Below are 17,060 nucleotides of genomic sequence, written 5' to 3' on the forward strand. Positions count from 1 at the left end.
TTGCCGCCCCAAATGTCCTAAGCCTTGTGGGCCTTGTGGGGGTGGAGGAACCGTATGTCCCCCGACCAAACCTACCATAGCCCCACCTGTCCAGCCGCCTCCCGGATCAAGTAAGCCTCCCCAAGTACCACCAATTTTTGTGGTTTGTTGTTGCCCACCAGGTTCTGGGAGCTCAGGGCAAACAAGTTACGTTATTCCTGGCCAAACGGGTTACGTTATTCCTGGTCAATCTGGAAATATCATTCCTGGTCAATTTGGAAATATCACTCAACAGATATCATCTCTCGCCTTGTTTGTAAGTACTGTTGGGGTTTGGTCAAATATCGTTGAAGCGGTTCCTGGCTCAACGTCTTTAACTGGTGTTGGGACGAACCAGATTTGTTGGGGACAGGGAAATTATACAAGCCAGCAAAGTTCCTATTACTTTGAAGGCATTAGTTCAGCATCAGTTTCTCTGGATGGTTCTTATTTTGTTTTAGGAACCTTTGTTCATCACAACTATCCTGTTTATGGTTACAGCATCCGTTCTGCTACTTTGCAGTTAACGGTAACCATTAATGGAGTTGAAGTGAGTTTCAATTTCCAGTTTGACCATAATGAAACACCGAATGATGGTGTCAATGGAACCTGTCCTCAAACACCTGGGTTTGGCCCACCTTGCCCTGATACGGTTTCTATCAATAATAGTCGATCTCAAGAAACTGTAATCGTTGATGGGAAGCAATATGCTTTATGCCTTGCAGGGTTTTCTCAAAATAATCAAGTAGGGGGGCAGTTTGTTACTTTGGAAAATCAAGCAAATGCCGTCCAGTTGCTAGGACAATTTGTCGAGATAAAATAGGGCTCTTCGCTGTTTATTGCTCGTGTGCATCTACCCAAGACTATTTCACTCTAAAAAGATGTTTTAGTCTTTCTAATGCTAGATTACCCTTTTCACACTTTGGTATCTACGCTACCCAAAGCTTCAGACTCAATCAACCTGATTGAGAAAATTTAGGAAGAATACATGTTGAATATTAATCGTTATGTCTTGGACTGGGTGCCGGACACTGGGGGTTATCGGCTCTGGGATTTCGACCCCACGAGCCGTGATCCGTTGCCAGGTTCAGCGGTTCAAAGTGAAGCTTAAACCCACGTTGGGTTCAAAACCCAACGCTAATTGAGGGCTGTCCACTCAAGGGACAAGGTTGGCTGGGCAGCTCTAAATATAGAGCTTTTAGGGATTCTTTAACCGCTTGAGCGGTTTTGAGCCAGTTAGCCTTGCGACTTTGAGTCCAATGCGGGTTAATGCTGCCTTGCCAGGTGCAAGATCTCAGCATAATCTTCTCCGGTTTTACTCAAGAGATGATACGTTTGTGGTTGCGCAGACTTTTTTTGAAAACACGAAACTCCCCCATCCTTGTGGCAATCATTGCCTGCTGTGTACAGACATGAGTGCAACCGCTCAGTCAGAAAGAAGATGGCACAAAGAGAAGACCCCGACTTTTTCTCTATCCTTTACTAAAATTCACTACTCCATATTTCTCGCGCTCAGGAACTCTTTCCCATATCTAGGCCGGACCGGAAGAGCCTGATTTTTCCCCACTTCACTCATTTGATCTACCATGAATTGGGCTTGCAAATTAATGACCTCTCGATACATATCGGTTGATTTTCTATCCCAAAGATTATGTCCTGCATCAAGGATGTGCAACTGGTTTTTTTCGTCATTGTCGGAAAATGCTTTCAGTGCATGAGCGTACTGGGGAAACAAGTTAAACGGATCGCCCAAGCTAACCAGCGTCAAGATTGGCGATAGCGATCGCATAGATGGATAGTCAAAAGAAGGCGTGAAAGTCTTGTATGCTTTCCAACTCCGATCATGTAGGGTCACCCCTGGAGCATGGAGGAGATCAGCCAAAACATTGGCCTTATCCTCTAAGTATTGAACAGTGAATCGAAATAGTTCAGGATCGGGATGGGGCGGATTGATCGCAATTGCCCCAGCTAGATCCTCATAATGCTGAGCATACAAAATAGCCGCTATACCGCCTTGGCTACGTCCAGCCATAAAAACTGGTCGATCGGGATAAAGTCTTGACAATACAAGATGCACATGACGCATTACCGTCATCAGTCCCTGCTTACTAGCAAATTCAAATGGGGCATCCGACCCCATGCCATTCAGTGGTAGATCAGTGGGAAAAGAGGCCACACGGAACGTTTCATCCCCGGGCAGTAATTGAGTTAGCAAACTTTGGTTACTTTTGCGCCCCCCTCCACGGTTCTTGCTTTTGCGCCCATGAAAGGTTCCTGCAACATCACAGAGTGTCTCAGCTACAGAGAACGTGGTGCCTGTGCCTGGTAACAGAATTTGGATGGCGCGATGGGTTTCATTGACTGACTTCTTGGGTTCTAAGATACCTGTGAAAGCCATTGGTAAGTATAGCTTTGTGAATGGTAATTGTTGACCAACCCCATGGGTTGCCCCGACTCGATGAACCAACTCTTGGCTCTCTCGAAGCACGTTCATTTCCAATAACTGATGACGGTCAATATCACCGAGCTTTTCCAGTTCCTGATTAATGCATTCGAGTTTTTGCAATTCTGAACTCATTGTTCACAAAGATGATTTTGTTTTACGCTCTAGTCGTGCTGTGTGCATAGACATCGAGTATTGGCCTAGGCAATCTCTCACATTCCACCTTAAATTAAGCGTAAATTCTATAGGCGAGAACATGCACCGGATCGTCATAAATCGGCATCACTTTAGTATCAATCAGCGTCCAACCTGGCTGATCAAGGACGCCCTGGAGTTTAGACAGAAAGCTCCGACGTGCAGTGAAAACCAAGATACCTTCAGGCTCAATCCTTTCTTGCAATGCCCTGAGTTCCGCTGAACCAGCATGAGTTTCAGCAAAGACACCTGTGGCAATAATGCCATTTACCCGCTCTAGATCCCCGAATCGTTCATCACCGATGGCGCAGCAAATCAAGGAACGATATATCCTTTTTTCAGCGGCTTGTTCTAACATCCCAGGTGAGATATCAATACCTATCAAATTGTCGAATCCCAATTCTGCCAAGGCCATACCCACCAGACCTGTACCAACCCCAACATCCAAGATCACGCCTCGTTTGTTGCTTATCTGCTCTGAAAGCATGAGAGCTGCGGCTAATGGAACCGGTTTCCATATACTACTAACATCTATTTCATAGGTAGCGGCCCACTGATCGTAGTTCCTACGTAGCTCATTTGGATTCTGGCTAGAGCAAATCCATTTCAACCACTCATTGGGTAGTGTTTCAGGCATTTCCCTCATCAATATTCACTATCTGAAAGTTGTTAACTTGATATTATTTGTGCCTTTTCTAGTTTTCTAATCAATGTAAAGCATGGGATCTTGGGACATCTTGCTGGTCTCGATGTAGTAACGACCAAAACGGTTTGCGAGAAAATCATCTAGATTGATTTGCTCTTGTTTTACGAAACCACTTTGGAGAATTTTGCCATTGAGATACATATCCACGACTGCACAAAGAGAGGCAGCTGTTGAGATCTGGATAGAACTCAGGGTTTCTCCATATAAATTCAGCGGGTAGATCTTGCGGGCATCGCTGATTTGTTCGAAACGACCGTTACGCCAGCCACTAATGGTGCAGAAGCTAACTACTACATCTTGCTGAGTCGTGGGAATGGCACGTTCAAAAATTTCTTTAAGTAGGTCACGTTGATCGCTTAAACGTAATTCGTTGATTAAAAAGGCCATGAGATCTCGATGGCCCTGATAGCGTACAGTTTTGTAATTAAGAGTACGCACCTTGCCATCGAGAGTCTCGCACAGAGTTCCTAGCCCACCAGACGTATTAAACGCTTCGTAATTGATGCCATCTAGGGAGAAATACTCCACCTCTTCCAAGGGAATCGCTTCGATTTTATGACCGTTGCGAATAGCATCACAAGGGTTACAGTATTCGTTAATGAGCCCCTTTGTAGACCAGGTAAGGTTGTACTGCATCTTATTGGAGGGATATTGCGGCAGAGCACCAACCCGCATTTTGACCTCGTCAAGCCTCTCAAAGTAGCTGCACAGATGATGGGCAAGGATACTAATAAATCCTGGAGCTAGACCACATTGGGGCACAAAGACCAAGCCATCAGAACTCATCTCAGCAACAGTCCGAATGGCATTGGTGGTTGCGATATCTTCGGTTAGGTCGAAATAGCTGACCCCAGCTTTTGCTGCGGCACGGGAAATTCCTGGATTGACCCAATAGGGACAAGCAGAAACAACACAATCTTGATTCTCTAACTTTTCCGCGATCGCAGCTTCATCAGTGACATCAATAACAGATGTGTTAACTGGCACTAGCGCAGATAAATGATCTAAGGATTGACTATCAATATCGCCAACCAACACGTTGTAATCATCGCTTCGATGTAGGAGCTTAGCGATCGCGGATCCGATTTTTCCAGATCCTAAGATAGTGACATGATGCATAGCGTTCTTATTCAGGCGTTTCCTATAGAAATCAGAGAAGAATTTGCTACAAATCTAATGGTGGATGGGCATTTCTGGAGGTAGACATATATTTGAGAATAATCAGGATTACTCTCAGCTTAATTTTTATCTAGCCGGAGTGGTAAAAGAGGGATATGACATAAAACACTCGGCTTATTTTAATTCCCATAGAATGGGCTATAAATAAGGGGGTCATTAGAGTATCTTGGGAATCCATCATGGCCGGTGTCCTCAAAATCGAGATTAGTGAATCAGCAGATCTCTTGAAAACTCGCCGCCTAAATGAGACCCTTGCTGAGTATGAAGGCTAGGCTTCAACAGCAAACTCTAGTTATAGGTTTCTTCAACAATCCACTCATTTACTTGAAATTTGAATCTTGCTTTTGTCCCCATTAAAATTCCCACTAAGCGATCACCTAGAAAAGGAAGACGTCCATGGGCAACTCTAAGATTATCTAAAATCAATAAATCGTTCTCTCTCCATCTATCAAAATAGAAAATTCGTGCCAGTTTAACAGCATCTTCCATTTCATGGAGCAGTTCTTCAGGCAAAGGTTTGCTATCATTCCATTGCAGTGACAGCTGTGGCTTCTTATCGCCCATTACCTGACGATACCAGTAAGCCGCTGCACCTACCACAGACGCATTTAAACAAGTTCTGCCTTGATAATGATAGACAAATGGACGTTCGAGTTGAGTTTCTAAAACGTCGATCGGTGTTCCGTTGTAATCTTCTTGATATAAAAGACAGGTGTAGCCTAAATTTTCCCAATGAGCGATCGCATCTTGACTACTTCTAGCTGAAATATCTTGCCAACTAGAGTCATACTCTTCATGATCTCTTTGTTCGACATGTTTTCTTACAAAGACGACATTCCTCCCTCTTATTTCTTGCTGGCAAGTAGATGACAGGTTTTTGAAAGCTTGTTCACAATCATATATTGTTGTTTCTCCTCCATGCTGAGCAGGTTGTTTGCACATAAAGCAAACATATTTCGGAAATTCCGTATGGTGACTTAGTTCATTATGCGGCAGTATTTCTTCCTTATGTGACCAGGGAGTAACATAGGAAAAAATTGAGTGAGGAACCTGATTTCGTGCGTTAAGACCATGCTTATAGCTAATAAGCTTGTCTTTCCCACCAATTAATTCGGTAATTTTCTTCTCATCAAAAGGTTGATCTGCTCTAAATAGGGCATATCCATGCTCACTTAATTCTTTATCTAGTTGATCCTTTGACATTGGGAGCTCTGCAAATGTATTGCTAGTAACTGGAGGTGATACTCTAAGTACTTGCTGACAAACATTCTGGTTCAATAGGCTTTGTTCACTCAACCGATACTCTCCAGGAAATAATTTAGCTAATTGCTCTAAAATATTAAGCGAAACCTTGTCATAAGAGGATATTTTATCCCCTGGTTGTATCTCACCTGAAATATGGAGCTGTTTAAGGGTCTCGAAAATATCAGATTTCCCCAAATCTTGTTGATGCAAAATAAGATTCCAAGGATGCTTTGAACAAAGGTTTGCTAATTTCATATCGCAGGATGTTCAGTTATCTAGTGTATGAACCCAGAAATAACGTTAGGCAATCTGACTCGCAATATATATCGAAGCGGTTAAACCATCCTCATCAGCATTGTAGTATCTATTTTGAAGCTTGAGATTTGATATGATTTTTAGCCGTTCTTCGTCATTTTTATAATTACGCTGACGAACATGACCAAGCTTCCGCAAATGTAGATGAGAGTCATCAAAGATTTCTAAAAAGGAGTCACAAATAAAACTAGCTAAAGAAAAATAAAAATGCTTTACATTACTTTCTCCTATCAGTTTGATAAGGTGCTTAAAGTTATCGAGTCCTATATAGGTTGTAGCCCCTACACAAACTAGTAAATCAGTGTCATTTTTAACAACGGTGGATAGTTTCTCTGGCCATGGATTTGTTAGATCGCATATGTGGAAATGTTGACATAGCCCCACATCATAGGCAAAACGCAAAGGAGCCTCATTAATATCTACCATTGTGATGGTCAAGTTAGAGTTGCCCTCTGAAAAGATATGCTTTTTAGGATCACTAGCCAACCAATGCTGCAGAATTTTTTCATAGCTATAGCCATACTTTAAAGCGGCAACTTCTGTGCCATGGCCGCTACCAAGAAATAAAACATTCAAATTCTCAAAGTAATCTAACTGTTTAAGGTGACTGCTTACAATTTGCATTGCATCAAAAGGAAGCGTGTATTGAGTTTCCTTTAATAGTGCCTGAACGTAGGGTTGAGGTGAGTAAAGATGATAATACTCGTTAAAAGATGCTTTTGGATTTGATATCTTCGTTTCTAGTGTCATAGTTGCATTAGATATTCTCAGTACTACAGTACAAGATTGAAACCTAAGCGATAATAATTCATAAGAGGAGAATCTATCTAACTGGAATTAAGTTTATTCGTGTATGTCTTCATCTCAATATAACTACAAATCACATATTTCATTACTGTATTATCTCCATAAATTCTTATTTTTAGTTAACTCTAAGGATTTATCAACGCCGTGGTGGCATTGATGCAGATAAGCAGTCAGTTCTTTAGCGAGAACCTGGATATGGGGCGATCTCATGATCTCGTAATGGTCGCCCTCAATCGTGTTAGTTTCAAACTGACCGGTGATAGTTGAACGCCAACCTCGGCCTTGCTCTGCCGAGGAACTCGCACAAAACAAGACAACCCGCCCCGAATAAGGCTGGGGCTGATGGTTCCCTAGGGCAACTCGGTTGGCTTTGAAAACATGAAACAACTGCTCCATTTGCTCCATCCCAACCCCCGGCGGTAAAAGATGCAGACGTTTGGCTACGGAGAAGATGTGCTGTAATTTTTCTTGAGGCTGGAGTTGCATCAGATTAAACTGTGCCAGGGACAGTTCGGTTTCCAGTAAACCGCTTAAATCCGCTACTAGAGAATTGGCTAAAGAGACTTCATCCGTGGAGTCTAGGTCGGTCATGGTACTAGGGGCATAGCTATCGATTAAAGCGACGAGCGCCACTATTTGCCCAGCATTTTGCAATTGCTGTGCCATTTCCATTGCAATGACACCTCCCATGGACCACCCTCCCAAATAATATGGGCCATTGGGCTGAATTTCCTGCAAGGCTTTGATATAGGTTACCGCCATTTCCTCGATTTTGGCTAAGGGGTCTGACTCACCAGATAACCCCGAAGACTGCAAGCCATAGAGCGGTTGATTGTTACCCAGATGACGGGCTAATTCTGCATAGCAGAGAACATTGCCGCCAATGGGATGCACGCAGAATAAGGGTGGCAACTCTCCTGACGGTTGAATGGGGACCAAAGGAGAAGAGGATCGAACATCGTTATAAGAGTTCAGCAAAGTGGCTTGGCTTTCAATGGTGGGTTCGGTAAACAGTGTTGTCAATGGTAGATGAATGCCCAACTGCTGTTCGATACGAGCCATTAAGCGCACGGCTAGTAGGGAATGCCCTCCCAAATCAAAGAAATTGTCTGTGACGCCAACAGCACTGATATTGAGAACCTCCGACCAAATTTGAGCTAGTTGCAGTTCTGCTGAGTTGCGGGGGGGGATAAAATCAGACCGATCGGAGATATCGTCAGCATCAGGTGCAGGTAGGGCCTGGCGATCGCGTTTGCCATTGGGCGTTAGAGGGATTTTCTCTAAAAAGACGAAAGCAGAAGGCACCATGTAGTCGGGTAGCTTGCTTTTCAAGAAACCACGCAAATCAGACGACGTTACTTCTTCTTTGGCAACGACATAGGCAACAAGGCGCTTATTCCCTGGAGAATCTTCCCTGGCAATCACCACAACTTCCTGCACTTCTGGGTATTGGGCGAAGGTGGCTTCAATTTCTCCGAGTTCGATGCGAAAGCCTCGGATTTTTACCTGGTTGTCGATGCGTCCGATAAATTCAATGTGGCCATCGGGGAGATAACGGGCTAAGTCTCCAGTTTTATAAAGACGTTCTTCTTTTGATTTTTGAGTTTTGAATTCTGAACTGAAAAAGGGATTGGGGATGAACTTGGCTGCAGTTAATTCGGGACGGTTAAGATAACCTCGGGCTAACCCTGCACCGCCAATGTGGAGTTCTCCTGGTACACCGATGGGGACGGGTTGGCGATGGCGATCGAGAATATAGGTTTGAGTGTTTGCGATCGCAGTCCCGATCGAGACTGAGACATCTTGGTGATGCGCTATTGTATCTAAGGTACTCACTGGACAAACCGTTGACCACACGGTCGCTTCCGTAGGGCCGTATAGGTTCCACACAGAAGCCCCTTTTTCTCCCAGGTTAGCGGCGAGTTGCATCGATAAGGCTTCGCCACCACAGATGATTTTCAACGATCGCTTACCCTGCCAACCAACCGCCAGCAGCATCTGCCAGGTTGCTGGGGTGGCTTGCATCACCGTCGCACCAGAGTGTTCCAATTCTACTGCCAGTTGTTTGCCATCAGCAGCGACGTCTCGACTGGCGATAACCGTTTTTGCGCCGACGATGAGCGGTAAGTAAATCTCTAGGGCAGCAATATCAAAACAGAGGGTCGTGACCGCTAAGACCACATCAGCATCGGTTAAACCTGGGGTAACTCCCATTGAACAGAGAAAGTTAACAAGAGATTGATGGCAGATTTCTACGCCTTTGGGATTTCCAGTAGAGCCGGAGGTATAGATCACATAGGCCAAGTTATCCGGTTGGACATTGGATTGGAGATTATCTGTGCGGTGGGTAGAGATCACGTCCCAGTCATCATCATCTAAACAGATGAGGTGCTTGGGTAAGCAAGGCAATTGGGCGGCTAGTTGATGGGTGGTGACTAGGGCCGTTGCCTGGGAGTTATCAACGATATAGGCGAGGCGCTCGGATGGATAATTGGGGTCTAACGGCACATAAGCCCCACCCGCTTTGAGAATGCCTAACAATCCCACCACCATTTCGAGGGATCGCTCGATGTAAATCCCCACCAAGACCTCTGGCCCAACGCCCAAGCTTTGCAAGTAATGGGCGAGTTGGTTGGCGCGATTGTTCAACTCCTGATAAGTCAGTTGTTCGTTTCCAAAAACGACTGCCACGGCATCCGGGCTGCGTTTCACCTGTTCTTCAAACAATTGATGAATGCATTTATCTTGGGGATATTCAGCTTGGGTATTATTCCACTCGACGAGCACCTGATGGCGTTCTGCTGCGGTCAACAAGGGCAGTTCGTCAACGCCCATTTGGGGCTTAGCCACGAGCGCTGCAAGCAACGTCTGAAAATGCCCAATGGCCCGACGGATGGTGGCTGCCTCAAATAAATCGCGATTATATTCCCAATATCCACTCAACCCTGTTTCTGTCTCCTCCATGGACAAGAACAAATCAAACGGGGCTCTGGCATTTTCGAGGGGCAGCCAGTTGAAACTCACTTCCGGTAACTCCAGAGTGGCCATCGGCGCATTTTGCAGGGCAAACATCACCTGAAATATGGGTGTGTAGCTGAGGCTGCGTTCCGGTTGTAAGGCCTCCACCAACTGCTCAAACGGAACATCCTGGTGAGCGTAAGCATCCAAAGAAGTCTGCCGCACCTGATCCAATAACTCAGCGAAAGTGGGATTGGCTTCAAAGCGCGATCGCAACACCAGCGTATTCACAAAAAAGCCCATGAGTCCTTCTAGTTCGCTGCGGTTGCGGTTAGCAATGGGCGTGCCCACAAGAATATCGGCTTGGTTGCTATAGCGATACAGTAAAGTGCTAAATGCGGCCAATAGCGTCATAAATAGCGTCACGCCATTTTCTTGACTCAGACGCTTGAGTTGTTCCGTGAGTTCGAGCCCGAACTCAAAAAAATCTTTGCCCCCTTGGGAAGTCTGCACTGTTTTACGAGGGCAGTCTGTGGGCAGTTCTAAGAGAGGTGGCACTCCTGCTAACTGTTGTTTCCAGTAATCCAGTTGAGGTGCTAGGACTTCAGCAGTTGTAGGTTGTCTCTGCCAGCCAGCAAAGTCTGCATATTGGATGGGCAGTGGGGGTAACGGTGACGGTTTCCCTTGAACAAATGCTCCATAGAGTGCTGCCAATTCATGGCAAAATACCCCTGTTGACCAACCATCCGTAATAATGTGGTGCATGGTGAGCAACAGCACATAATCATGGGTCGCCAACTGCAATAAAGTCACTCGCAGTAGGGAATCGGTGGCGAGATCAAAGGGTTTCTGAATTTCTTGCTTACCCAACTGTTGCACTTGCGCGAGTTGTTTGTCCGTTGGCAATTGCTGTAAATCAACAATGGACATCTTTAAGTCTAATTCAGAGCGAATCACCCGCACGGTCGAGCCATCCACAGCCTGAAAATTAGTGCGTAATATCTCATGACGACAGACGATTTCTTGCATCGCGCTCTGTAGCGCTTCTATCTGCAGTGAACCGGTCAGACGTAACGCTTCTTGTTCGTTATAAGTTGTGCTGCCTTCTTGCAGTTGATCTAAAAACCATAATCGTTGCTCGGCAAACGATAGGGGTAAATCTCCCCCCCGTGGAATAGGTTTGATTGCAGTGAGTTGCTGGCACCTTGCGCCTAAAATATCTTCACTAAGTTCCGCCACTGTTGGGGATTCAAACAACCGATGCAGCGACAGTTCAATTTTGAATGTATCCCGTACCCGTGAAATCAGTTGAGTTGCCTGAATAGAGTCCCCTCCCAAGAGAAAGAAGTTATCAGATACTCCTATCTCATTGAGGTTCAAAACTTCTGTCCAAATGCCTGAGAGAATTTCTTCTGTGGGTGTTCGCGGTGCCACTAGCTCTACATCCAGAATCGGACGAGATCTATCGGGGGCCGGTAAGGCCCGTCGATCTACCTTTCCGCTAGGCGTCAGGGGCAATGTGTCTAGCATGACAAATGCCGAGGGCATCATATAATCCGGCAGCTTTTCTGTGAGAAAATCCCGTAATTGAGGAATTAATTGACTGGGTTTGAAGCCAATATATGGCTGATTGGTATAAGTACTCCAATGTTGAAGTCCGCTTTGTGGAGGGGAAATGATTGTACTGTCTGCAATGATGTTGATATCGTTGCGCATGAACACCACATCATAGTAAGCTTCGCCCCCATCACCAGACCCGCTAATGTTAATCCGATAAGGGACCTCAGACTGCCATGCCCACCAGTCTTCTGGTTCAATCCCCTCTGGAGAAATCTGTTGGCGCAGGTCTCCTACGGTTTCAGGACAATCGGGATTGGCTAATAGTTCCATTGCCTTCACATCTGCCCAAATTCTGGCATTAGGCACATGGGTGACAACGAGTATCTCTGGGGAGGTTTCTATCAGCTGCTGGCGAACGGTCGCTGCCGTTAAATTATCCTGCTGCCAATTGAGAGAAATGGGAGAAGGGGTGGGAGGAGAGACTTTTTTGCCTAGGTGCAAAACCACATCGTAACGGAAGCGAGTTAGTTCATTTTGATAATGTCCCCGCTTAAGTTGAATTTCCACATGGCTAATTTGAGGCAAGTGCTCTTTAAGGGCCACAAAGAATTCTGGTGCGATCGCAAGTTTTTGAGTTTGTGCCGTGTGCTTTTGAATGCGATCGCGCAGTGCCACTGTCGATAAAGAGGCGGACGCTTGCGTCCGTTGCACCGATGTGTGGAAAGCCTCCAGCAAGGGAAAGCTCTCCACATCCCCAATAAAAATCGTGCCGCCCGGTTGCACTAACTGGACAACTCGTTCAACCACGCGCACCAGGTAATATGCATTGGGGAAAAACTGGACAACTCCGTTAATCACCACCGTATCAAAGGAGTCGGCAGCCATGCCCTCAAGTTCATCCGCTGCACTGTGATGCAGGGTTACCGATGCCTCTAAAGGGCTATCTTGAATCTGATGCTCAATATAGTTAAGCCCTTCGGATGCAATGTCAGTACCGCAGTAATCCTGGCAATGGGGCGCAATCTGGAATAACAGCAACCCTGTACCGCAGCCAATTTCCAATACTCGCTGAGGATTTAGGGATAGAATCCGTTTGACTGTAAAGTCAACCCATTCCCGTACCTGTGGCTCTGGTAGAGCTTTTCCAGTGTAGGTATCGTACCAACCACCAATGTGAAAACCTGACTCCCAATCATCTGCAGGCTGCCCGTACGCTTCGTCCCAAATTTTTTCCCATTGCTGAACTTGCTCTGTCTCAATGTGACCCTCTAACTTTGGCGATTCTGCTCCTTCAGCAACCGGCACCACATAAGCAATCAAGCGTTTGCCCCCTGGACTATCTTCCCGAGCGACCACTGCAGCTTGTTTCACCGTTGGATATTGGCTCAACACCACCTCAAGCTCTCCAAGTTCAATGCGATAGCCACGAATTTTTACTTGAGCATCGATGCGACCGAGAAATTGAATGTTGCCATCGGTTAGGTAACGGGCTAAGTCGCCGGTTTTGTATAGACGGGGAGAAAATTCTGGGCTGAAGGGGTTCGGAATAAATCTTTCATGGGTGAGGTCCTCTCGATTGATATAGCCCCGCGCCAAACAGGCTCCCCCCACATATAGCTCCCCGGCCACACCCATGGGAACAGGTTGTAGGGACTCATCTAGCAGGTGAACCTCAGTATTGTTGATGGCACAACCAATGGGTGGCAAGGTTGACCAATCCTGGGGTAAACCTTGCAGTGTAAAGGCTGTTGTCACATGGGTTTCTGAAGGGCCGTATTGATTGTGAAGTGTACAATTCGGCAATTTTGCGAAAAAGGAAACAATCGCCTCAGTGACCTGCAACTGTTCCCCCGCCGTAATGATCTCTCCCAAGTGCCTCGGTAACACCTCAAAACTCTTTGCAACTTCAGCAAGTTGCTGCAAGGCAACAAAGGGCAGAAATAGTCTTTCTATTTCTCTATCTGTCAATAAATGCAACAAGGCTACGGGATCTCGTCGCACTTCCTCTGAAATTAAAACTAGCGTCCCACCTCCACACAAAGTGGTGAAAATCTCCTGGAAAGAGACATCAAAGCTAACAGGAGAAAATTGCAGGGTTTTGGCATTTTGAGACAGGGTTGTCTGTTCTAGCTGCCAACAGATCAGATTAACAAGGGCACCATGCTCCATCATCACACCTTTTGGCTTTCCCGTAGAACCAGAGGTGTAAATAACATAAGCCAAATTATTTGGGATCGTACAATTGGGGAGATTGAGATCGCTTTGGGTTGAGATTGCTTGCCTATGGGTCTCTATACAAATAACCTGCGCTTCACCATCGGGCAGCCGTTCCAGGAATTGGGTTTGAGTCAACAACACCGATGCTTGCGAGTTAGCCAACATATAGGCTAAACGCTCACTTGGATATACAGGGTCTAAGGGCACATAAGCGCCCCCTGCTTTCAGGATCCCCAACATGGCGATCACCATGTCTAAAGAGCGCTCGATACAAAGCCCCACTAACACGTCTGGCCCTACCCCCAGCCCTTGCAAATAGTGTGCAAGTTGGTTAGCACGATTGTTCAACTCTCGATAGGTGAGATATTGCTCCTCGAATACCACTGTTATTGCATCAGGAGTTCGTTCCACCTGAGATTCAAACAATTGATGGATACACGGATAATCTGGAGACTCTATGACAGTATCGTTCCAGGGCAGCAGTAGACGATATTGCTCTAAAATTTTCTCCATCAACATATATAACTTCCTCTACTTAAAAACTGAGGGAAAAAAATCTTCTGGACTGCATCCACATTCACCATGATTGAAGACTTCTTATCCGCCCATCAGGCAAAACTATGAATTGTTTTGGCAAATGTATGCATATACTCTATGAGAGAATTTACAGCTTCTAGTGAGACCCCATTGGTCGATAACGCAAGAACTTGAAATATCGACATCGCTGAGACATGTGCACCTCAATGATCTTGTCGCCGTCGACAAGTAAGACATCTCTGGCATCGGCGTTAAAGAACCCGGCCGACTCAAAATAAGGGGTTTTGAAAACATGATCAGCATAATCGACCGGTTCTGGTCGTCGGATAATGCCCCCTCTGCCTCAAGCACTTCTTGAAGGTTATCAAGGGCTTTGGCCGCTTTTTTAACGAACTCTATAGGGTAAGGTTCTTTCCCATATTTCTGATAGAAGTTCCAGTAGTCTTTTCAGAGGAAGGTTTTCATTTCATGGGTCAAAACAGGTGCCGTGATCCCACTAATTGTGCCAACCATTATTGACTTAGGAGAACCTTTTCATTCATCACAAGCCATTAGCTTCATGGTTGTGTGGACGGTAGTTGACTGGCTACAGCAGATGATAGTTGAGTTGCCATTGTGTCAGCAGCACTCTGGCCAAACTTAATTTCTTGAACAGGAGCTGCTAACTCAATACCCATCTTGTCAAGTCGTATTTGCAACTCTTTCAGCAATTCAATATACACAGTCCAATAGACATCTGTTTTAGTCCATGCCGACAAGCCGACACAAATGTGGTAATCGTAATGGCCATTCCAGGGAAACCAACCCGGTGCAGGATCCTCTAAAACTTGTGGATGCGAGGCAGCAAGCTCTATCCACATCTGGTAGATCTTGTCCAGATCCTGGGTGAACTTGACATAGATGTAAATCATCTGTTTCCGAATGTCTGAATGGGTGAAGTTAATGATGTCACCGCCCCAAACGGTATTATTCGGTAAAGTTACTACACTGCCATTAAAGGCTTTCAGCTTGGTACTGGCTAGGGAAATCGAGTCTACATACGCCCAGTATCCAGCAACTTTCACTTCATCACCCACATCAAAGGGTTTATTCACCAGCAGCATGAGCCCACTGGCAAAATTTCCTAAATTGCTTTGGAGCGCAAAAGCTAATACAAAACTCGCACCCCCAACCAGTGCCAAAATTGGACCTAAGCTCACCCCTAGTGATGCCAGTGCCAGCAGCGCACCGGTCACCAGCACACCGCGTTGAACCACCATGACGGCAAAATCACGAAATAGATTGGATGTTCCACCAATGCGAGTAAGCACGCGATCAATGACTCTAGCGAGTAAGCGAGAAACGATCACCGAGGCCAGTAAAATGCCGACAAATTTGGCAAGATTCAGCCCCCAGCGGAGTCCCCCTTCTTCTGATCTCAACCAGCTAACTAGTCGAACGCCCAGCCCCTCAGTATCAGTAATGTCAAGTTCAATACCACTGACAGCGTCAATGTATTTCCGATAGGAAGTGGTATCGCCACCCTTTTGGTCTAGGGCATCTAAAACCACGGTGAAGCGATCTACAAGCCCAGTTTGCTCCCCTTGCAAAGCGGTGACATTCACGACCAGTTGATTTTTTAAATCTGACTCGGCATCGGCCACGGCCTCAAGTTCCTCGGCCACACCTTCCAATTGCTCGCCAGAGTTTTCTGCCGCATCGGCGGCGTCTATATCCCCACCGGCTTGCACTTCGATCACTGAAGGTGCTTCAGTCTCAACGTTATCCCCATCGGCCTGCTCTTCTGCCGATTCAATATCAGCAGCAATTTTCTCTAGTGCTGATTCAGCCTCTTCAGACTGTATTGCTCCTTCCTCGGCGGCTTCCTCAGGTGCTAACCCTGCCTCAGAAATGGCCTCGGCAGCCTCCATTACTGCCGCCCTTGCCGATTCAACTGCTTCGGTTAGTTCCTGATGTTCGGGTGAGCCCGGAACGGCTTCTTCTAGTGCTTCCTCTGCTGATTCCAGGTCAATGAGAGCCTGGTCTAGGGCATCAATCCTCTCCGTAGCCACATCGTAGGCCGCCGATCCAGCCGTGAGGTCATCTCTTTCATTTCTCGCCTCTTCTAGAATTTGCCGAGCAGTGGCAATCTCTTCCTCACTCTCAGCTTCCTCCAGGGTTTCCCGTAGCGCTTCGTTCTCCTCTAGGTCGTCACCGGTTTCAACGGCTTTCTCAACTGCCTGGTTGGCTTCCTGAAGAGATTGCTTTGCGGTTTCCAGTTGTTCGGTGGCTTTCTCATATTCGGAGGTCCCAGGCGAAGCTTCGGCCAGAGCTGCTTCCGCCTCAGCCAGAGCCGCTTCTGCCTCTGTCACCGCTTGGGCCGCTTCTTCCTGAGAGGCAATGGCCTCATTTTGGCGCTTGATGGCAATTTCGGTCTGACTAATTTCTTGAACTTTATCTTTCAGGATTAAGAACCAGGCGGCAGCTTCGACCTGTAATTCTTCCAGGGTCAAGGGTTTGAGAAATAACTCAAGCTGATCAATCGGGATTGTCAGATCTTCTACCGTAATCGCTGTGGCTGGATCAACATCTCCTACGATGGTGGATTCCACTAAAATAGATTGCTCTTCGGTAGATTCTGTTTCACCGTCCGCTTCTTGAGAAAAGGCGGGGAACCCGGAAACCGAGAAGATCGCAATAATACCCGTTGCAATTACTGCGTGAATTCTGACAAAAATAACTCTACGCATTATCTCAAAAATCCCTTGAACGTTAGACTGTTGCTAGCACAAAACTCGCTATCTGCGAGCACCCAAAAGAATCTGACCTTAACACCTTAGAGTAGTTAAAAACCTGGTGTAGATTAATTCTCTGATCGAAAAATTTCTCGATTAAAAAAAT

Annotated in this window: 10 protein-coding genes; 2 read left to right on the forward strand and 8 right to left on the reverse strand. The window is 46.1% G+C overall.

Going from position 1 to position 17,060, the window contains the following annotated elements; translation table 11 throughout:
* The first annotated feature begins 139 nt into the window (after positions 1 to 139).
* Positions 140 to 841 carry a choice-of-anchor K domain-containing protein gene (locus tag SPB21_RS27160; protein ID WP_499868186.1) on the forward strand — a complete coding sequence of 234 codons (702 nt, stop codon included), beginning with the start codon at positions 140 to 142 and terminating at the stop codon, positions 839 to 841.
* Positions 842 to 1,006: 165 nt separating this feature from the next.
* Positions 1,007 to 1,129 (forward strand): hypothetical protein, encoded by a 123-nt coding sequence (locus tag SPB21_RS27165; protein WP_499868187.1) that lies wholly within the window; start codon positions 1,007 to 1,009, stop codon positions 1,127 to 1,129.
* A 13-nt stretch (positions 1,130 to 1,142) separates the two neighbouring features.
* Here the strand turns inward: SPB21_RS27165 and SPB21_RS27170 are convergent, their stop codons facing one another.
* The 8 genes from SPB21_RS27170 to SPB21_RS27205 form a co-directional block, all read right to left on the reverse strand.
* The gene (locus SPB21_RS27170; protein WP_499062180.1) at positions 1,143 to 1,319 is read right to left on the reverse strand and encodes a hypothetical protein; all 177 of its coding nucleotides are present in this window, start codon (positions 1,317 to 1,319) and stop codon (positions 1,143 to 1,145) included.
* Positions 1,320 to 1,510: 191 nt separating this feature from the next.
* Positions 1,511 to 2,596, reverse strand: a complete 1,086-nt coding sequence (locus SPB21_RS27175; RefSeq protein ID WP_250565557.1) for an alpha/beta hydrolase — start codon at positions 2,594 to 2,596, stop codon at positions 1,511 to 1,513.
* 94 nt (positions 2,597 to 2,690) lie between these two features.
* Positions 2,691 to 3,293 carry a class I SAM-dependent DNA methyltransferase gene (locus SPB21_RS27180; protein ID WP_499868188.1) on the reverse strand — a complete coding sequence of 201 codons (603 nt, stop codon included), beginning with the start codon at positions 3,291 to 3,293 and terminating at the stop codon, positions 2,691 to 2,693.
* 66 nt (positions 3,294 to 3,359) lie between these two features.
* A complete protein-coding gene (locus SPB21_RS27185; RefSeq protein WP_499868190.1) occupies positions 3,360 to 4,481 on the reverse strand; it encodes a saccharopine dehydrogenase family protein in 1,122 nt (373 codons plus the stop codon).
* A 348-nt stretch (positions 4,482 to 4,829) separates the two neighbouring features.
* Complete coding sequence (locus SPB21_RS27190; RefSeq protein ID WP_499868192.1) at positions 4,830 to 6,041, reverse strand: TauD/TfdA family dioxygenase; 1,212 nt, start codon at positions 6,039 to 6,041, stop codon at positions 4,830 to 4,832.
* A 45-nt stretch (positions 6,042 to 6,086) separates the two neighbouring features.
* The gene (locus tag SPB21_RS27195) at positions 6,087 to 6,851 is read right to left on the reverse strand and encodes a hypothetical protein (RefSeq protein WP_499868194.1); all 765 of its coding nucleotides are present in this window, start codon (positions 6,849 to 6,851) and stop codon (positions 6,087 to 6,089) included.
* A 150-nt stretch (positions 6,852 to 7,001) separates the two neighbouring features.
* Complete coding sequence (locus SPB21_RS27200) at positions 7,002 to 14,162, reverse strand: amino acid adenylation domain-containing protein (protein ID WP_499868196.1); 7,161 nt, start codon at positions 14,160 to 14,162, stop codon at positions 7,002 to 7,004.
* 575 nt (positions 14,163 to 14,737) lie between these two features.
* Positions 14,738 to 16,909, reverse strand: a complete 2,172-nt coding sequence (locus SPB21_RS27205; RefSeq protein ID WP_163696028.1) for a mechanosensitive ion channel domain-containing protein — start codon at positions 16,907 to 16,909, stop codon at positions 14,738 to 14,740.
* Between the last annotated feature and the right edge of the window lie 151 nt (positions 16,910 to 17,060).

The organism is Leptothoe sp. ISB3NOV94-8A (genome assembly GCF_043421595.1).
Lineage (GTDB): Bacteria > Cyanobacteriota > Cyanobacteriia > Phormidesmidales > Phormidesmidaceae > Leptothoe > Leptothoe turfae.